Origin of the sequence: Enterobacter cloacae complex sp. S1 (assembly GCF_014930525.1) — a bacterium.
Lineage (GTDB): Bacteria > Pseudomonadota > Gammaproteobacteria > Enterobacterales > Enterobacteriaceae > Enterobacter > Enterobacter hormaechei_C.
In genome coordinates, this window is record NZ_JADBRE010000012.1 from 23,382 (window position 1) to 42,427 (window position 19,046).

General features: G+C 56.4%; 17 protein-coding genes. 9 read left to right on the forward strand and 8 right to left on the reverse strand.

Annotated features, from left to right (window positions below; translation table 11 throughout):
- Window position 1: 1 nt before the first annotated feature.
- Window positions 2–1,141, reverse strand: coding sequence for a UDP-4-amino-4-deoxy-L-arabinose aminotransferase (gene arnB / locus IM290_RS10255; RefSeq protein ID WP_193041564.1), 1,140 nt, complete (start codon window positions 1,139–1,141; stop codon window positions 2–4).
- Window positions 1,142–1,465: 324 nt separating this feature from the next.
- Window positions 1,466–1,972 (reverse strand): phenolic acid decarboxylase, encoded by a 507-nt coding sequence (locus IM290_RS10260; RefSeq protein ID WP_015571502.1) that lies wholly within the window; start codon window positions 1,970–1,972, stop codon window positions 1,466–1,468.
- 99 nt (window positions 1,973–2,071) lie between these two features.
- Here IM290_RS10260 and IM290_RS10265 point away from each other — a divergent pair, with 99 nt between their 5' ends.
- The 3 genes from IM290_RS10265 (at window position 2,072) to IM290_RS10275 (ending at window position 4,549) form a co-directional block, all read left to right on the forward strand.
- Window positions 2,072–2,953, forward strand: coding sequence for a LysR family transcriptional regulator (locus tag IM290_RS10265; RefSeq protein ID WP_032669019.1), 882 nt, complete (start codon window positions 2,072–2,074; stop codon window positions 2,951–2,953).
- Between the two features lie 32 nt (window positions 2,954–2,985).
- A complete protein-coding gene (locus tag IM290_RS10270) occupies window positions 2,986–3,780 on the forward strand; it encodes an SDR family NAD(P)-dependent oxidoreductase (RefSeq protein ID WP_193041613.1) in 795 nt (264 codons plus the stop codon).
- Between the two features lie 106 nt (window positions 3,781–3,886).
- Window positions 3,887–4,549: an HAD family hydrolase gene (locus tag IM290_RS10275; protein ID WP_003861228.1), complete on the forward strand. Its 663-nt coding sequence runs from the start codon at window positions 3,887–3,889 to the stop codon at window positions 4,547–4,549.
- 60 nt (window positions 4,550–4,609) lie between these two features.
- Here IM290_RS10275 and IM290_RS10280 read toward each other — a convergent pair whose 3' ends face one another.
- On the reverse strand, window positions 4,610–5,635 hold the full coding sequence (locus tag IM290_RS10280; RefSeq protein WP_015571505.1) for a TerC/Alx family metal homeostasis membrane protein: 1,026 nt from the start codon (window positions 5,633–5,635) through the stop codon (window positions 4,610–4,612).
- Window positions 5,636–5,722: 87 nt separating this feature from the next.
- Window positions 5,723–6,922, reverse strand: coding sequence for an NAD(P)/FAD-dependent oxidoreductase (locus IM290_RS10285; RefSeq protein WP_102990562.1), 1,200 nt, complete (start codon window positions 6,920–6,922; stop codon window positions 5,723–5,725).
- A 228-nt stretch (window positions 6,923–7,150) separates the two neighbouring features.
- Between IM290_RS10285 and pitA the strand changes: the two genes are divergently transcribed.
- Window positions 7,151–8,650 carry an inorganic phosphate transporter PitA gene (gene pitA, locus IM290_RS10290; RefSeq protein ID WP_003861225.1) on the forward strand — a complete coding sequence of 500 codons (1,500 nt, stop codon included), beginning with the start codon at window positions 7,151–7,153 and terminating at the stop codon, window positions 8,648–8,650.
- Between the two features lie 54 nt (window positions 8,651–8,704).
- Here the strand turns inward: pitA and uspB are convergent, their stop codons facing one another.
- Window positions 8,705–9,040 carry a universal stress protein UspB gene (gene uspB / locus IM290_RS10295; RefSeq protein ID WP_003861224.1) on the reverse strand — a complete coding sequence of 112 codons (336 nt, stop codon included), beginning with the start codon at window positions 9,038–9,040 and terminating at the stop codon, window positions 8,705–8,707.
- Between the two features lie 283 nt (window positions 9,041–9,323).
- Here uspB and uspA point away from each other — a divergent pair, with 283 nt between their 5' ends.
- Window positions 9,324–9,761 (forward strand): universal stress protein UspA, encoded by a 438-nt coding sequence (gene uspA / locus IM290_RS10300; protein WP_003861223.1) that lies wholly within the window; start codon window positions 9,324–9,326, stop codon window positions 9,759–9,761.
- 133 nt (window positions 9,762–9,894) lie between these two features.
- On the opposite strand, the gene rsmJ is transcribed toward uspA, so the two are convergent.
- Both rsmJ and prlC read right to left on the reverse strand, forming a co-directional pair.
- Complete coding sequence (gene rsmJ, locus IM290_RS10305; protein WP_017384177.1) at window positions 9,895–10,647, reverse strand: 16S rRNA (guanine(1516)-N(2))-methyltransferase RsmJ; 753 nt, start codon at window positions 10,645–10,647, stop codon at window positions 9,895–9,897.
- A 7-nt stretch (window positions 10,648–10,654) separates the two neighbouring features.
- A complete protein-coding gene (gene prlC, locus IM290_RS10310; protein ID WP_039269545.1) occupies window positions 10,655–12,697 on the reverse strand; it encodes an oligopeptidase A in 2,043 nt (680 codons plus the stop codon).
- 206 nt (window positions 12,698–12,903) lie between these two features.
- Between prlC and IM290_RS10315 the strand changes: the two genes are divergently transcribed.
- From IM290_RS10315 to IM290_RS10330, 4 genes are all read left to right on the forward strand, one after another.
- Complete coding sequence (locus IM290_RS10315) at window positions 12,904–13,746, forward strand: 23S rRNA (adenine(2030)-N(6))-methyltransferase RlmJ (protein ID WP_193041563.1); 843 nt, start codon at window positions 12,904–12,906, stop codon at window positions 13,744–13,746.
- A gap of 70 nt (window positions 13,747–13,816) precedes the next feature.
- Window positions 13,817–15,169 (forward strand): glutathione-disulfide reductase, encoded by a 1,353-nt coding sequence (gene gorA / locus IM290_RS10320; RefSeq protein WP_017384179.1) that lies wholly within the window; start codon window positions 13,817–13,819, stop codon window positions 15,167–15,169.
- Between the two features lie 171 nt (window positions 15,170–15,340).
- Window positions 15,341–15,628: a hypothetical protein gene (locus IM290_RS10325; protein WP_003861213.1), complete on the forward strand. Its 288-nt coding sequence runs from the start codon at window positions 15,341–15,343 to the stop codon at window positions 15,626–15,628.
- A gap of 241 nt (window positions 15,629–15,869) precedes the next feature.
- Complete coding sequence (locus tag IM290_RS10330) at window positions 15,870–17,519, forward strand: alpha,alpha-trehalase (RefSeq protein ID WP_003861211.1); 1,650 nt, start codon at window positions 15,870–15,872, stop codon at window positions 17,517–17,519.
- Window positions 17,520–17,576: 57 nt separating this feature from the next.
- On the opposite strand, the gene IM290_RS10335 is transcribed toward IM290_RS10330, so the two are convergent.
- Window positions 17,577–19,046 (reverse strand): STY4199 family HEPN domain-containing protein (locus tag IM290_RS10335; protein WP_193354476.1); only part of this gene is annotated, 1,470 nt, incomplete at its 5' end.

Genomic DNA, 19,046 nt, shown 5'->3' on the forward strand with positions numbered 1-19,046 from the left:
ATCAATGTCCTGCAAGCTGATGGAGCGCGGTAATGACGCGGGTTGTGTCGTCATGGGTCATGTCCGGGAAAAGAGGGAGAGAACAAATACGCGCGCTGTTCCATTCAGAGTTCGGAAGCGACACATCAGGGAAACGCTCGCGGTAGTATTTTTGCGTATGTGCCGCACGGAAATGCAGGCCCGTACCGATGCCCTGCTCCTTCAGCGCGGCCATCAGGGCATCACGCGAGAGGCCGCACCGGGCCTCATCCACGCGAATGATAAACAGGTGCCAGGCGTGCAGATGCGGCCAGGACGGAATGCGCAGCGGCTGGAAAGGGGTATCCGAGAGTTCAAGCAGGTAGCGGTCGGCAATGTCGCGACGGCGCCTGTTGGCTTCGCCCAGTTTGCCGAGCTGCACCAGCGCCAGCGCGGCGTTGATATCCGCGAGGTTGTATTTAAAACCCGGGGTGATGACCTCGGCCTGCGGCGCGCGGCCATGGGTCTGGCGGTCATAGGCATCAACGCCCAGACCGTGGAACTTCAGGCTACGGATGTTTTGCGCCAGCTGCTCGTCATCCGTCACCACCAGCCCACCTTCGGCGCAGGTCATGTTTTTGATGGCGTGGAAGGAGAAAATTGCGGTGCCCCGCCAGCCCACATGACGGCTGTGGTAGCACGTTCCGGCGGCATGGGCCGCGTCTTCAATGACAGGAATACCGTGACGTTCACCGACGGCGCGGATGGCGTCAATATCGCACGGCGCACCCGCATAATGAACCGGCACAATGGCTTTGGTGCGAGGCGTAACGGCGGCATCGACCGCTTCAGGCGTCACCATCAGCGTGTCTCTGTCGACGTCGATCATCACCGGTATGGCACCCAGCAGCACGATCATATTCAGCGTCGATACCCAGGTCAGGGAGGGCGTAATCACCTCATCGCCGGGACCAATCCCCATCGCCATCAGGGTGACGTGCATCCCCGCCGTGGCAGAGGAGACGGCAATCGCATGACGATTTCCCGTAAGCGTACAGAACGCCTCTTCAAGCATCTGATTTTTCGGCCCGGTGGTGATCCAGCCGGAGGTTAATACCTCCTGTACCGCGGCGATTTCCTCCGCGCCCATTGAGGGCCGGGAAAAAGGCAAAAAATCACGCATTATTAATTTCCTTGAGTTATGCATGGCAACTTTTTGATATTAACCAAATGCCGATGCGTTTATTTCAACGAACCATAAACTCATCTCAAGGTAACGTTCATTTCTTAGGGAAAAATTAAGATGGTGATAAAAAGGAGGAATGAATTGATATAAATTTATTATTAAACAATAGGTTAAGTGATTATGAATTATTTATTATGTGATTCCGCTCACCGTATTAAAGTCAATTATCTAAACCAAACATCAACAAATAAAAAAATCCCCGACCATTTCCAATAAATATGAAATGAGTCGGGAACTTTTCTTTTTAGTTAATTGTCGCGCTTATTTTAAATTATCAGGAAAGTTTTTTGGCAACTCGCTGGCCGCGCACGCAATAACGCTGTCGTCATTCGCACCGCAGTCGCGCACGAAGGTGATGGTGGCAAATTCATCAATCACTTCGGTTGGATACGCTGGCCCGGCATCACGGTAGCTATTCATCAGTGGAATGTGATCGTTCTGGAAGCAGACGGTTTTTTCCGGATTATTCATGACCCAGCGCGGGAAGAAGATGGTGCCGTGGAACAGGCTGTCGCCCAGGTTCACGATCAGGCTCACGTCGGTACCGGTTGGCTCCGTCCAGGAAATTTTATAGATGCTCTCCCCAACGCGAACAATGTAGGCCAGCTGATCTTTCACCCAACGGTTGCCCACCAGACCGCTGTGAATACGGTAGTCCAGGGTGTTTTCGTTTTTAACGTAAATTTCGTAGTTCCAGCCATTATCGTAGGTATATACCAGATGTTTGCCGACGAAGCCGCTTAAATCATGTTTATCGAAGGTGCTCATACGATGTCTCCTTTGTTTTGATGAGACGATCGTACCCCTTCAAAAAATGAATGAATAACGCTATGTTTGAATCAAATTCATCCAAAATTTAGATTAATTATGCACAAGACGACGCTCGAACAGTGGGCCTTGCTGGAGAGAGTCATCGAGGCTGGCAGCTTCGCTAAGGCGGCGGAAGAGACCCACCGCAGCCAGTCCTCGGTCAGCTATAACCTGTCGCTGTTGCAGGAGCGGCTGGGCGTGGCGCTCCTGATGACAGAGGGACGGCGTGCCGTGCTGACACCGGCGGGTGAGCTGTTGCTGAATCAGGTTAAACCGCTGCTGAAAGCCTTCGCCTATGTTGAAACGCGCGCTGCGACCCTGCGCAGCGGGATGCGAACCCGTATCGACCTGATGGTAGACAGTATTTTTCCGCGCAGCCGGCTGTTCGCGATTTTGCGCCAGTTTCAGCAGCTGTACCCGCAAACGCAGGTGCGGCTTACCGAGGTGCTGGAAAACAGCCGCGCAGATGCGCTTAATGATGAAGCCGACGTGATGGTCTTAACCCGCCGCCAGGACATTACCGGCCTGGGCGAATGGCTGATGAATATCGATTTTGTTGCCGTCGCGCATCACGCTCACCCGCTGTTTGCGCTGGATACACCGCTTAACGACGAGATGCTACGACCGTGGCCGCGCATTCAGATCGCAGACAGCCAGCCCACCGCTCACCCCATCGGGGAGTCGTGGACCTTCTCCACCATCGATGCCGCGATCGAAGCGGTGATGTATCAGGTTGGATACGGCTGGTTACCGGAAGAACGCATTCAGACCCCGCTCCAGCAGGGCATCCTTAAAACGCTGCCGCTCAGCCACGGCGTACGTCGCGCCACGCCGCTGCACCTCATCGTCAAACGCTCCCTCAGCCCGCTGGACGAGCAGGTTGAGACGCTGTTGCGCCTTTTTAAACAGGAGCCGTCATCGTCAAGTGCTACGCTTTAAGTTTTGAACCATAAGATGACAAGGAGCGAATGATGAAAATTGATTTAACGGGGAAAGTAGCGCTGGTGACCGCGTCCACCGGCGGTATTGGGTTTGCCATCGCCCGCGGGCTGGCGGAGAGCGGTGCGGAAGTGATCGTGAACGGGCGCAGCGTCGACTCGGTGAACAAAGGCATTCAGGCGCTACAGCAGGTGGTGCCGGGCGTACAGGTCCGTGCCGCCATCGCCGATCTGAGCTCGCAGGAGGGCGTTGACGAACTGCTCAGGGTCGCCTCGCACGTCGATATTCTGGTGAATAACGCCGGGATCTATGGCCAGCAGAATTTTTATTCCACCGACGACGAGACCTGGGAACGCTACTGGCAGACCAACGTGATGTCCGGCGTGCGCCTCTCTCGTGCCCTGCTGCCCGGCATGGTACAAAAGGGCTGGGGTCGGGTAGTGTTTATCTCGTCAGAATCGGCCTGCAATATTCCTGCGGATATGATCCACTATGGCGTGACAAAAACCGCCCAGCTCTCGCTGGCGCGCGGTCTGGCGAAGTTCGTGGCAGGCAGCGGCGTGACGGTGAACAGCGTGCTGCCGGGCCCGACAATGTCGGACGGTTTTGCCGCGATGATGAAAGACGAGATCGAAAGAACCGGTAAATCGCTGGAACAGCTGGCGAAAGAGTTCGTGATGGCGAATCGCCCCAGCTCGGTGATCCAGCGCGCCGCCACGGTGGAAGAAGTGGCGAATATGGTGGTGTATGTCTGTTCCATGCAGGCCTCCGCGACTTCCGGCGCGGCGCTGCGCGTTGACGGCGGCGTGGTGGATGACATTGTTTGACCCGTCAGGCCACAGGTTCAGGAAAAAATGCGACCTGATATAAGGACTGTGAAGGTAAAGCAGGTAAACTAGTGAACAGAATGTGTATTTCAGCTAAGACGTATTTATGACCAATATGATTGCCGACGAAGCCGTGGCGAAGTCCAGCGTGCTCTCTGTCTTTGACTTTGATGGTACGTTGACGCACCACGACAGTTTTATCCCGTTCCTGCGCTTTGCCTTTGGCAAGCGCTACTTTGCTGGCCGACTGGTGCGCATGGCCCTGCCTACGCTGCACTGTGTACGCCGCAAGCTGACGCGAGATGAGCTGAAAGAGGTGTTGATCAAAACCTTCCTGACGGGGGTGGATGAGCACTGGTTACGTCAGCAGGCGGAAGCCTTCTGTGAAAAATACTGGAACAAGCTGATGCGCCCGGAAGGTGTGCTGGCCGTCGCCAACGAGGTCAATTCCGGTGCGGAAGTGACGATTTGCTCTGCTTCCCCGGCGCTGGTATTGCAGCCGTGGGCCGATAAGCTCGGCATTAAGCTGATTGGCACACAGCTGGAAGTGAAAGACGGCAAGCTGACCGGGCGGATCACCGGCCACAACTGCCGTTGTGCCCAGAAGGTGGCGAGGCTGGAGAAGGTGTATGGGGATTTGAACGCGTATCACCTGCGCGCCTGGGGCGACACGCGTGGCGACCACGAGTTGCTGGCGGCGGCGCAGGATCCGCACTGGCGGCATTTTCATCATCCGAGCAAGCGCCGAAATTCACCAATTAAGGGTTAGGTGCGGCCCGGTGCCCTCACCCCGGCCCTCTCCCACAGGGAGAGGGAGAAAAGCGGTACATCAGGCCTCACGTTTTCCCGGGAACATCACGCTCGCAATAATCCCCAGCGCCAGTACCCCCAACACCACAAACAGGCTTGCCGTGGCGCCGATGTTATAACCGTGATGCCAGAAGTGGTCGGTCGCATTCAGCCCCAGCTTGAACGCCACGAAGAACAGCAGTAACACCACCGCTTTCTCCAGATGCACCAGATACTGCTTCAGCGCTTCCAGCACGAAGTAGAGGGTACGCAGGCCGAGGATCGCGAACATCATTGCGCTGTAGATGATCAGCGGCTCACGGCTGACGGCGATGATTGCGGGTACGGAATCGAAGGCGAACATCACGTCGGACAGCTCCACCACCGCGACGCAGAGCAGCAGCGGCGTCGCGTAGCGCTTCGCCTTCTTCACGCGGCCTACCATCACATCCTTGTTTTCAGGTTTCTCCAGTTCGGCATCCACCTCTTTCTGGGTCAGGATAAACGCATGGCTGCTGATTTTTGGCCACACCGGGTAGAAGCGTTTCACCAGGCGGTACGCCAGATGGTTGGAGTAATCTTCTACTTCATCGCTCTCTTCATTGCGTTTCAGCATCATCACCGCCGTCCAGCCGACGACCAGCGCAAAAATGACCTCAACATACGGTCCCAGGCTCAGCAGGCTGGTGCCAATGGCAACAAAAATACCGCGGAACACAATCGCCCCGAGCACGCCCCAGTAGAGAACGCGGTGACGATATCTATCCGGCACGCCGAACCAGGCGAAGATCGCCATCATCACAAACAGGTTGTCGACGGAGAGCACCTCTTCCAGCGCATAGCCGGTCAGGAACAGACTGGCCATCTCCGCGCCGTGGTGCACGTATAAGAATCCGGCGAAGGCCATCGCCATCATGACCCAGAAGATGGACCACATGACCGCGCTTTTCAGCGAGATCGGTTTATCGTGACGGTGCATGAAGAGGTCGATAAACATCGCCCCAACGGCCATAACCACGAAGACAACAACGGTTTCCGTCGGGAAACCGAGATGAGCAGCAGACATAGACAACCCTTTTAAGAAGACAAAACACCATGCACACAATAAAAAGCGTGGACCCGATAAGGACGCAGCACGCTAAAAAAATAAATATTAACCGTTCTTTTCAGCGAGTGCCTGCGCGCATGCCCAGGCACTGGCCCACGCCCACTGGAAGTTATACCCGCCGAGCCAGCCGGTCACGTCCATCACTTCACCAATGAAATAAAGACCCGGCACGTTGCGGGCTTCCATCGTGCGGGATGAGAGTTCGTTTGTATCCACGCCGCCCAGCGTCACTTCCGCCGTGCGGTAGCCTTCGGTGCCGTTTGGCTGTACGCGCCAGTTCGTCAGCGTCTCCACCAGCGTTTCCTGCTCGCGGCTGTTGAGCTGCTTGAGCGCGACATCCGGAATTTGCCCTAATACCTGCAAGCACTCCACGAGACGCTTCGGCAGCTGCATCGCCAGGGTATTTTTCAGGCTTTGATTCGGGTGCGCGGCGCGTTGCTCGTTGAAGAAGGCGTCCAGATCGCAGTCCGGCACCAGGTTTACGGAGACAAACTCCCCCGGCTGCCAGTAGCTGGAGATCTGCAATACCGCCGGTCCCGAGAGTCCGCGATGGGTAAAGAGCAGATTTTCGCGGAACACCGTGCCGTCTTCGGCCGTAATGACCGACGGCACAGACACGCCGGAGAGCGTCTGAAGCTGTTCCAGCAGGGGCTTATGCAGCGTGAACGGTACCAGCCCGGCGCGGGTGGGCAGTACCTTCAGGCCAAACTGCTCGGCAATTTTATAGCCGAACGGTGAAGCGCCCAGCCCCGGCATCGAGAGGCCCCCGCTGGCGATCACCAGGTTATCGGCGCTGACGGTTTCACCGTTGAGTTGCAGCGTGTAGCCCTCCTCGTCACGGGCGACGTCCAGCACTTCGGTGCGCAGGCGCATAACTACGCCGCCATTCTCGCACTCGGCCACCAGCATATCGACAATTTGCTGCGCGGAGTCGTCGCAGAACAGCTGCCCCAGCGTCTTCTCATGCCACGCGATACCGTGTTTACCCACCAGCTCGATAAAATCCCACTGGGTGTAGCGCGCCAGCGCAGATTTGCAAAAATGACGGTTTTGGCTCAAATAGGCCGCAGGCTCGACATAAAGATTAGTAAAGTTGCATCGCCCGCCGCCAGACATCAGGATCTTGCGGCCAGGCTTTTTTCCGTTATCCAGCAGCAGCACGCGACGACCCGCTTGTCCGGCCATCGCCGCACAAAACATACCCGCCGCACCGGCGCCAATTACTACGGCATCAAACCTTTCCACGTCAAAATCCTCTTCGTTAACTGCCGCGGATTGTAAAGTTTCCTCAGTGGTCGCACCAGCGTAAAAAGATATTACAAAGCCATTTCATTGATATTTAAAGATTATCCTTTCAGGCACATTTCTCAAATCAGGTGGTATGTCAAAAAAAGTCTATATTTCACTTTGCCCGTTGCGCATTTGTCCTGGATAATGCGCCGCGTTCATGTCCTCAAAATGGCGTAACGTCCTATGCTACATTTGTTTGCCGGCCTGGATTTACATACCGGGCTTTTATTATTGCTTGCTCTGGTTTTTGTGCTGTTTTACGAAGCGATCAACGGCTTCCACGACACTGCAAACGCAGTAGCAACGGTTATCTACACTCGCGCAATGCGATCGCAGCTTGCGGTCGTGATGGCGGCGGTATTTAACTTTTTTGGTGTCCTCCTGGGCGGACTGAGCGTTGCGTATGCCATTGTGCATATGCTGCCAACGGATCTGCTGCTTAACGTGAGTTCCGGTCATGGCCTGGCCATGGTGTTCTCAATGCTGCTTGCTGCGATTATCTGGAACCTCGGTACCTGGTATTTCGGCCTGCCGGCATCCAGCTCTCACACCCTCATCGGCGCGATTATCGGTATCGGGTTAACCAATGCCCTGATGACCGGGACCTCCGTCGTTGATGCGCTGAACATCCCGAAAGTTCTCGGCATTTTCGGCTCTCTGATCATCTCCCCTATCGTCGGTCTGGTGGTGGCGGGTGGCTTGATTTTCATCCTGCGTCGCTACTGGAGCAACACGAAAAAACGTGCGCGTATCCATCTGACGCCAGCAGAGCGTGAGAAGAAAGACGGCAAGAAAAAGCCGCCGTTCTGGACGCGTATCGCGCTGATCATTTCCGCTATTGGCGTCGCCTTCTCTCATGGCGCGAACGATGGTCAGAAAGGTATCGGCCTGGTGATGCTGGTTCTGATTGGCGTCGCACCGGCGGGCTTCGTGGTTAACATGAACGCCTCCGGTTACGAAATCACCCGTACCCGTGATGCGGTTAACAACGTTGAGACTTACTTCCAGCAGCATCCTGATTTGCTGAAGAAAGCGACCGGCGTGGACCAGCTGATTCCTTCTCCGGAGTCAGGCGCAACGACGGCACCGGGCGAGTTCCATTGCCATCCGGCAAACGCGATTAACGCGCTGGAACGTGCGAAAGGCATGCTGGCCGATATCGAAAGCTATGACAAACTGGCTGTTGAACAGCGTGGTCAACTGCGTCGCATCATGCTCTGTATCTCCGACGTGACCGATAAAGTCGCGAAGCTGCCAGAGGTTAATGCTGACGACCAACGTCTGCTGAAGAAACTGAAAGGCGATATGCTCAACACCATTGAGTACGCGCCAATCTGGATCATCATGGCGGTCGCGCTGGCGCTGGGTATCGGTACGATGATTGGCTGGCGTCGTGTGGCGACCACCATCGGTGAAAAGATCGGTAAAAAAGGCATGACCTATGCGCAGGGTATGTCCGCGCAGATGACGGCAGCGGTATCTATCGGTCTGGCGAGCTACACCGGTATGCCAGTCTCAACCACCCACGTACTCTCTTCGTCCGTGGCAGGTACCATGATTGTTGACGGCGGCGGTTTGCAGCGTAAAACCGTGACCAACATTCTGATGGCCTGGGTGTTCACCCTCCCGGCGTCCATCCTGCTGTCTGGCGGTCTGTACTGGATTTCGCTGAAGCTGATTTAATCGGCTGAAGGCGACAAAAAAGCGGGTCAGGAAACTGGCCCGCTTTTTTTATGCTCAGTGCCAAATCATCAGCGCAATCATACTCACCACAACCAGACCACACAGGGCGCTGGTCAAAATGAACTGACGACGCAGGCGCTCGCAGCGACGGATAAACTCTTCATCGTGGTGATCGCGGTAGCGTTGGTAGTAGATATACCCCACCAGACGCATCTGCTTGCTGGGCTGTCCGTGCGAGGTGAAGAACCCTCCACCGTCCACATACTGATAAAGCAACGGATCGCAACCACGAAGTACCACTAACAGCGCACGTAACGATGAGAAGTAGCGCGCCATATTCACTATGCAAACCACGCATAACGCCCAAAACAATGCGACGGTGCTAATCATACATCCTCCCCGGCGTCCGCCCACGAAGCAAGGCTCCTGAGCTACCGCACCCCAATGCCCTGACAGACAGTTCAGTGAAAGAATGACCAAAAGTCGATCCGGTTCGCGTTTTAATATCCGAACGGCTCATTAAATAGTGTAGGAGATCCGTTAATTTTTTTGCCACAAGGTTAATCGTTATCAACACCAAAGCTTGAAAAATATGTTTAACTGGGCCGTAATGAAAGCATCAGACGACGGCTTTCCCATTTAGTCATCGATAACTTAAGGAAGGAGTAACACTATGGCTTACAAACACATTCTCATCGCGGTAGACCTCTCCCCGGAGAGTAAAGTGCTGGTTGATAAAGCAGTATCCATGGCACGTCCCTACAACGCGAAAGTTTCGCTGATTCACGTTGATGTGAATTACTCCGACCTCTACACCGGTCTGATCGACGTTAATCTCGGCGATATGCAGAAACGCATCTCCGAAGAGACTCACCACGCGCTGAGCGAGCTTTCTACCAACGCGGGCTATCCAATCACTGAAACCTTAAGCGGTAGCGGCGATCTGGGCCAGGTGCTGGTTGATGCGATTAAGAAATACGATATGGACCTGGTGGTATGCGGTCATCACCAGGACTTCTGGAGCAAGCTGATGTCTTCCGCGCGCCAGCTGATTAACACCGTACACGTGGATATGCTGATTGTTCCACTGCGTGACGAAGAAGACGAGTAAGTGCAAAAAAGCCCGGTGGCGCTAACGCTTACCGGGCCTACAAGGTAAAAGCAAAACGGCAACACGGTTGCCGTTTTTAATGTTTGTTCCCTCTCCCTGTGGGAGAGGGTTAGGGTGAGGGCATCAGCCCGCACTATTCTGGCGTTCCCGAATAAATATCAAATCGGTGTCCTTTGGTGGTCACCGCGTTAGTGGTCGCAACGTCCGCCAGCGGCGGCGCATAGTCCGGCCGCTTCACCACCACCCGCTTCGTCGCCAGCTGACGAGCCGGCTCCAGCAGGCCATCGGCATCTAAATCTGGCCCCACCAGAGACTGAAACACCCGCATCTCTTTCTTAACCAGCGCGCTTTTCTGCTTATGCGGGAACATGGGGTCGAGATAGACCACCTGCGGGCGCGGGGTGATATCGGTCAGCGCCGTCAGGCTGGAGGCATGAATAAGTTGCAAACGTTCCTGTAACCACGGGCCGATTTCCGGGTCCGCGTAGCCCCGCGTCAGCCCGTCGTCGAGCAGCGCGGCGACAACCGGATTACGCTCCAGCATCCGCACCCGACAGCCGACAGACGCCAGCACAAAGGCATCGCGCCCCAGCCCCGCCGTGGCATCCACCACGTCCGGCAGATAGCTGCCTTTAATGCCGACCGCTTTGGCCACCGCTTCACCGCGACCGCCGCCAAACTTACGCCGGTGCGCCATCGCGCCGCCGACAAAATCGACAAAAATCCCGCCAAGCTTTGGCTCATCGCGTTTGCGCAGCTCCAGATGTTCCGGCGTCATCACCAGCGCCATCAGGTTGTCTTCATCATGTTCCAGCCCCCAGCGGGCCGCCAGAACAGATAAGGCGCCGTCCCCGGCGCCTGTTTCATCTACTAAGCAGATCTTCACGTAGCAATCAGCCTTTGATTCCGTAATGCTCCAGCATCGCATCCAGCTGCGGCTCGCGGCCACGGAAGCGTTTGAACAGCTCCATAGGCTCTTCTGAACCGCCGCGCGTCAGGATGTTATCAAGGAACGACTGACCGGTTTCGCGGTTGAAAATCCCCTCTTCTTCGAAGCGCGAGAAGGCATCTGCCGCCAGCACGTCGGCCCACAGGTAGCTGTAGTAGCCTGCGGCGTACCCGCCTGCGAAGATATGGCTGAACGCGTGCGGGAAGCGTCCCCAGGTCGGGCCTGGAATAACCGCGACCTGCTTTTTAATCTCAGCCAGGGTTTCGAGGATTTTCGCCCCCTGCTCCGGGCTGAACTCGGCGTGCAGGCGGAAGTCGAACAGGCCGAACTCCAGCTGACGCAGGATGAACATCGCCGCCTGGTAGTTTTTCGCCGCCAGCATTTTATCCAGCAGTTCTTTCGGCAGCGGTTCGCCCGTTTCGTAATGGCCGGAGATAAATGCCAGCGCGTCCGGCTCCCAGCACCAGTTTTCCATAAACTGGCTTGGCAGCTCGACCGCATCCCATGGCACACCGCTGATACCGGCGACGCCAGCGGTTTCGATGCGGGTCAGCATGTGGTGCAGGCCGTGACCGAACTCGTGGAACAGGGTGATCACTTCATCGTGGGTAAACAGCGCAGGTTTGCCGCTCACCGGGCGGTTGAAGTTACAGGTCAGGTAGGCGACCGGTTTTTGCAGGGAACCATCCGCTTTACGCATCTGGCCCACGCAGTCGTCCATCCACGCCCCGCCACGTTTGTTTTCACGCGCGTAAAGATCCAGATAGAAGCTGCCGCGCAGCTCGTTTTTCTCGTCATACAGCTCGAAGAAGCGCACGTCCGGATGCCAGACGTCGATGTCGGTACGCTCTTTCGCGGTAATGCCGTAGATGCGTTTCACCACCTCGAACAGGCCGTTAACGGCTTTGTTTTCCGGAAAGTACGGACGCAGCTGTTCGTCGCTGATGCTGTAGAGGTGCTGTTTCTGTTTTTCGCTGTAGTACGCGATATCCCACGGCTGAAGCTCGTCCACGCCGAACTCCGCTTTCGCAAAGGCGCGCAGCTGAACCAGTTCTTTTTCACCCTGAGGACGGGCGCGTTTCGCCAGATCGGTCAGAAAGTCGAGCACCTGCTGTGGGTTCTCAGCCATTTTGGTGGCGAGGGATTTATCCGCGTAGCTGTCGAAGCCCAGCAGCTGTGCCAGCTCGTGGCGCAGAGCGAGGATCTCCGCCATCACCGGGCTGTTGTCCCACTTACCGGCATTCGGCCCCTGATCGGAGGCGCGGGTGCTGTAGGCGCGGTACATCTCTTCGCGCAGGGCCTGGTTGTCGCAGTAGGTCATCACCGGCAGATAGCTTGGGATATCCAGCGTTAACAGGAAGCCTTCCTGCTCTTTCGCTTCGGCCTGGGCTTTTGCCGCCGCCAGCGCGCTTTCCGGCATACCCGCCAGTTCAGATTCATCGGTAATCAGCTTCGTCCAGCCCATGGTGGCGTCGAGGACGTTGTTGCTGTACTGGTTGCCCAGCTCGGACAGGCGCGCGGCGATTTCGCCGTAGCGGACCTGTTTTTCTTTTGGCAGGCCAATCCCGGACAGTTCGAAATCACGCAGGGCGTTATCGACCGATTTTTTCTGCGCCGTGTTCAGTTCGGCATAGTGGTCGCCGTCGCGCAGGTCGCGGTAGGCTTTGTAGAGCCCCTCATGCTGACCGACCCAGGTGCTGTACTCAGAGAGCAGCGGCAGGGTCTGTTCGTAGGCTTCACGCAGCTCCGGGCTGTTTTTCACCGAGTTCAGGTGACTCACCGGGGAGAAAATACGCCCCAGCACGTCGTCCACTTCGGCCAGCGGCTGACACAGATTTTCCCAGGTGTACGGCGCGCCCTGCGCGACCACGCTTTCTACCGCCGCACGGCAGTTGTTCAGCGACTGGGTAACGGCCGGAACCACATGCTCAGGGAGGATTTTAGAAAACGGTGGCAACGAAAAAGGCGTCAGTAATGGATTGGTCATAAACGCTGTCCTGTTGAAATAGATGAATGAAGCGCGCATCCGGCGCTGTGCATATTGTTCAGTAATGGGGTTAAGTGTAGAGGATTTCAATGCCGAAGGTTGTCGAAAAACGCCCGGTGGCGCTGCGCTTACCGGGCCTGCGGGTAATCTGTGCCGTTCTGCTGTAAACTGTGGCAAATCGTCAATTCAGCGGAATATCATTACCCATGCTCAGTTATCGCCACAGCTTCCACGCAGGCAACCACGCCGACGTCCTCAAACACACCGTTCAGAGCCTGATCATCGAATCGCTTAAAGAAAAGGATAAACCGTTCCTTTATCTGGACACCCACGCGGGCGCGGGCCGTTATCAGCTGAGCGGCGAGCATGCCGAGCGTACCGGTGAATATCTGGAAGGGATTGCGCGTATCTGGCAGCAGGACGATCTGCCTGCCGAGCTGGAGCCGTACATTGGCGTGGTGAATCACTTCAACCGCAACGGCCAACTGCGTTACTACCCGGGTTCACCACTGATTGCCCGCCAGCTGCTGCGTGAGCAGGACAGCCTCCAGCTGACCGAGCTGCACCCGAGCGACTTCCCGCTGCTGCGTTCTGAGTTTCAGAAAGATAACCGCGCCCGCGTGGACAAAGCCGATGGCTACCAGCAGCTGAAAGCCAAACTGCCGCCGGTTTCCCGTCGCGGCCTGGTGCTGATCGACCCACCGTACGAAATCAAAACCGACTATCAGGCGGTGGTGACCGGCATTAACGAAGGTTACAAACGCTTTGCGACCGGCACCTATGCCCTGTGGTATCCGGTAGTGCTGCGCGCGCAAATTAAACGCATGATCAAAGACCTCGAAGCGACCGGCATTCGTAAAATCCTGCAAATTGAGCTGGCGGTGCGCCCTGACAGCGACCAGCGCGGCATGACCGCGTCCGGCATGATCGTCATTAACCCGCCGTGGAAGCTCGAAGCACAGATGAACAACGTGCTGCCGTGGCTGCGCAAAACGCTGGTGCCAGCCGGTACGGGTCACGCCACCGTGAGCTGGATCGTGCCGGAGTAATCGCAGCCATCGGTGGAAACTATTGATTTCAGGTATACAATCGCGGCAATTCACGATTAAGGACAACGCTATGACTAAGCATTATGACTACATCGCAATCGGCGGCGGCAGCGGCGGCATCGCCTCCATCAACCGTGCGGCCATGTACGGCCAGAAGTGTGCGCTGATTGAAGCCAAAGAACTCGGCGGCACCTGCGTGAACGTGGGTTGTGTACCGAAGAAAGTGATGTGGCATGCCGCGCAAATCCGTGAAGCTATCCATATGTATGGCCCGGACTACGGCTTTGACACCACCATCAACCACTTCGACTGGGATAAACTGATCGCCAGCCGTACCGCCTACATCGACCGTATTCACACCTCGTACGATAACGTGCTGGGCAAGAATAACGTCGACGTGATCCGCGGCTTCGCCCGTTTCGTGGATGCGAAGACGATCGAAGTGAACGGCGAGACGATCACCGCCGATCACATCCTGATCGCCACCGGCGGCCGTCCGAGCCACCCGAACATTCCGGGCGCGGAATACGGTATAGACTCCGACGGTTTCTTCGAGCTGCCTGCTCTGCCAGAACGCGTTGCCATTGTGGGCGCAGGTTACATCGCGGTTGAGCTGGCCGGCGTGATTAACGGCCTGGGAGCGGAAGCGCACCTGTTCGTGCGTAAACACGCGCCGCTACGCAGCTTTGATCCGCTGATCGTCGACACGCTGGTCGAGGTGATGAACGCCGAAGGCCCAACCCTGCACACCAACGCCGTGCCAAAAGCGGTGGTGAAAAATGCGGACGGTAGCCTGACTCTGGAACTGGAAGATGGCCGTAGCCAGACCGTTGATTGCCTGATCTGGGCGATTGGTCGTGAACCGGCCACCGACAACTTCAACCTGGCCGCAACCGGGGTGAAAACCAATGAAAAAGGCTACATCGTCGTTGATAAGTTCCAGAACACCAGCGTACCGGGCATTTATGCCGTCGGTGATAACACCGGCGCCGTAGAGCTGACGCCGGTTGCCGTGGCGGCGGGGCGTCGTCTTTCCGAGCGTCTGTTTAACAACAAGCCGGACGAACATCTGGACTACAGCAACATCCCGACCGTGGTCTTCAGCCACCCGCCAATCGGTACCGTCGGCTTAACCGAGCCGCAGGCGCGTGAGCAGTACGGCGATGACCAGGTGAAAGTGTATAAATCGGCGTTTACCGCGATGTATACCGCGGTCACCTCGCACCGTCAGCCGTGCCGCATGAAGCTGGTCTGCGTGGGCCCGGAAGAGAAGATCGTCGGCATCCACGGCATTGGTTTCGGCATGGACGAGATCCTGCAAGGCTTCGCGGTGGCGCTGAAGATGGGCGCAACGAAGAAAGACTTCGATAACACCGTGGCGATCCACCCGACTGCGGCGGAAGAGTTTGTGACTATGCGCTGATCCGTCTGATCCGCAACAAAACCGGCCAGCTGGCCGGTTTTTTTATGCCCTGGGCAGGTAAACCCAACGGCTGTACAAACGGTAACAAAATAACCCGCTACCCGGGGTGGAATTAACTAATCTTAGAAAGCGCTACGCGTTCGCCTGTTACTACGGAAAAAGATTAGAGATATGAAAATGCACGTAAAGATCACCGCAAAACTGATGGCCAAAATGCACCTTGTTCTCGCGCTGGTTTGGGCGATACTGACTATTCCTACCCTGCTGTGGTGGAAAAACAGCATTCTGTGGGTGTCGTTAATGAGCATTTACGCCATCGTGATTTCCCATCTGGCTGCGTACAGCGCCGCCCATGCGGAAAAAGCGGCCAGCAAAGCGATGGATAAAAGCGAAGGCGCCAGCCAGAAAGCCAATCAAACCGCCAACAGCCTTCAGGGCAATGCGCGTCAGGCGCATTAATCCCTGCGTATATGCAGAATACCGAATGCTCTGAATTTTATTCCTGCTCTGTTTCCAAAGATTCTGTTTTAATGATTTCATAATCAAAGGGATATCTGACTTTCAGCGTGTTTAAATCCATTTTGAAAGCGTGATCTACCGCACACTTCGCACCACATTAACCGAAGCGAATGTCTACGCTTAAAAGATAGCCGGGAAAAACCCGTATTGGTTACGACAAAAACCGGAGGTCCTGAACACCATGTTCAACCAGAAACTACAGACTGCCGAGGATATCGAGTTCGACATTGCAGAAGAGCTGCGCTACGAAACCGATCCCTGTGAGTTAAAACTGGATGAGATGATCGAGGCAGAGCCGGAACCGGAAATGATTGAAGGGCTGCCGGCGTCCGATGCCCTTACGCCCGCAGACCGCTACCTTGAACTGTTTGAACACGTCCAGTCGTCGCGGCTTTTTGCGGACAGCAAAACCTTTCCCGACTGCGCGCCGAAGATGGATCCGCTGGATATTTTGATCCGCTATCGCAAGGTGCGTCGTCACCGTGATTTTGACCTGGCGCGCTTTGTGGAGAATCACTTCTGGCTGCCGGAGGACTACAGCAAAGAGTACGTCTCTGACCCCGGCCTGTCTCTGAAAGAACATATTGATAATCTGTGGCCGGTGCTGACGCGCGAGCCGCAGGATCACATCCCGTGGTCGTCGCTGCTGGCGCTGCCGCAGGCCTATATTGTGCCCGGCGGACGATTCAGCGAGACCTATTACTGGGACTCTTACTTCTCCATGCTGGGGCTGGCTGAAAGCGGTCGTAACGATCTGCTGAAATGTATGGCCGATAACTTCGCCTGGCTGATTGAGCGCTACGGCCATATCCCGAACGGCAACCGTACTTACTATCTCAGCCGCTCCCAGCCGCCCGTTTTTGCCCTGATGGTGGAGCTGTTTGAAGAGGACGGCGTGCGCGGGGCGAAGCGCTATCTTGAGCATCTTAAGATGGAGTACGCCTTCTGGATGGACGGGGCGGAATCGCTGCTGCTCAACCAGGCCTATCGCAGTGCGGTACGCATGCCGGATGGCTCATTGCTCAACCGCTACTGGGACGATCGCGACACGCCGCGAGATGAATCGTGGATTGAGGATGTGGAAACCGCCCGTCATTCCGGTCGTCCGCCGAACGAGGTGTATCGCGACCTGCGCGCCGGGGCAGCCTCAGGATGGGATTACTCATCCCGCTGGCTGCGCGATCCTGCGCGGCTGGCCAGCATCCGCACGACACAATTTATCCCCATTGATTTGAACGCATTCCTGTTCAAACTGGAGAGCGCTATCGCCAATATCTCCGCGTCGAAAGGGGATAAAGAGACGGCTGATCTGTTCCGCCAGAAAGCCAGCGACCGGCGCGCGGCGGTGAACCGCTATCTGTGGGACGAAGAGAACGGCTGTTATCGTGATTACGACTGGCGGCGTGAAGCCCTGGCGCTGTTCTCTGCGGCCAGCATTGTGCCGCTGTATGTGGGCATGGCGACGCATGAGCAGGCTGAACGGCTGTCCGATGCCGTTAAAGCCCGTCTGCTCACGCCGGGCGGTATTCTCGCCACCGAATATGAAACCGGGGAGCAGTGGGATAAGCCGAACGGCTGGGCGCCGCTCCAGTGGATGGCGATCCAGGGGTTCAAGCAGTACGGCAACGACTCGCTGGGAGATGAGATCGCCTGGAGCTGGCTGCACACGGTGAACCATTACTACAAAACCCATCATAAGCTGATTGAGAAGTACCACATCGCCAGCAGCACGCCACGCGAAGGTGGCGGGGGTGAGTATCCGTTGCAGGATGGCTTCGGCTGGACGAATGGCGTGGTGCGGCGGTTGATTGGGCTGTATGGGGAGCCCTGAGCCTCACCCCTCACCCTGCCCCTCTCCCCTGAGGGGCAGGGTGAGGGGGAAAAATAATCAGCGGATCACCTCATAAATGGCAGTCTGGATGGACTGCCATTTTTTTGTGCTGGCATCGGGCTGCGTCTTCGCGCGGCGCGTTGCCATATCGGCGTCGTGCTGCTGGCGTTTCACCACCGCGGGGACGGTACAGAATGCTTTCAGGTACTGCTTACGCATAGGCGTCAGCGATTCGCCGTTCGCCATCGCATGGCTAAGCGTATTAATAAAGCGTCGGCAGGGCTTTTGCTCTGTCATTTGCAGGCGGTAGCGCAACATTACTTCCAGTACATCGTCGTAGCCTGCCGACAACGCCTCCTCCGTCCATGACATTTTCCAGTCCATCCCGCCCTGCAAAAACAGGAGCGCCACGCGGGTGTCATTGCGATTGATGGCCGAGCGGAAATTATTCTCATCCCAGGTAACACCCATGCGGGTTAACGTCTCGCGTGAGGAAGGCGTTTCGCGCATCTCCTGCACCTGCGCGGGAGATGCCGTACTGGCCACAGCCGGCTGCGGTTTACTGCTGGTCACCAGCCAGAATCCCCCCACGACAATCGCGATAACCATCACGCCAACCGCTCCCCACAGCACGCCGGAAATCAGCTGTTCGCGCTGCTCTGGCGTACGCGCGGCGCGCTGAGTCGGTTTTTCTATACTGTCGCGCACTTCAAAAAGATCGCCGCCTGTGGTGCGGTCCATTTTTTGCGCCTTTTCCCAGAACGCGTGCAGCTCGCTTTCGTCCACCGCCATCAGCGCCGCCGGGTTAACGCGTGTCCGCCCTTCCTCAAACGCGCGCTGAACGGAGCGGGTGATCTGCGTGTAATAGCAGTCGAGCAGCTGGATTTGCGCCCCGCTTAACGGCTGCTGCACGGTGATGCTGTTGCGGATTTGTCGAATATCTTCGAGGAAGGTTTGCAGGGTTTTGCGGGGCTCTACCAGCAGCGTCAGCATGTCCGGAGCGTTAAACAACGGCGCGTAGTAGCGGCTAAATTCTTTTTTATCCACCAGCAGCTGGGCCAGTTCGCTGAACAACATGCCGCTCAGAACATCATTAATCTCACCGTTTTTCAGCCAGCGACGCACGCGTTCAGCGTTAAACAAGGTCTTAAGATGATTATTCAGCCGCACCGGATCGGGCCACGCCTGCTGTATCAGCCCTTTAATCATCAGCTCAATGGCACGCACCTGTTTCTGCGCCTGAAGCTGGCTCTCCTTCTCTGGCATCCTCCCGGTATCGTAGGTCAGGAGGGGCTGTTGCAGACGCAGATATTCAAGGGAGGTGACGAAGCGCATCGCCGCAATCAGCTGATTTTCGCTGACATCCTGCCCGCTTTCATACTGGGGAACACGCTGCTGAAGCAAGCGTAATTGCAGCGTAAAGGCCGTCATTTCCGCATCATTCAGATTCAGCTTCCTGGCTACGGCGCCCCACCCGCCCAGCCCCAGGCGGGCGCCATCCAGTTGCTCCAGAAACCAGCGTGGATC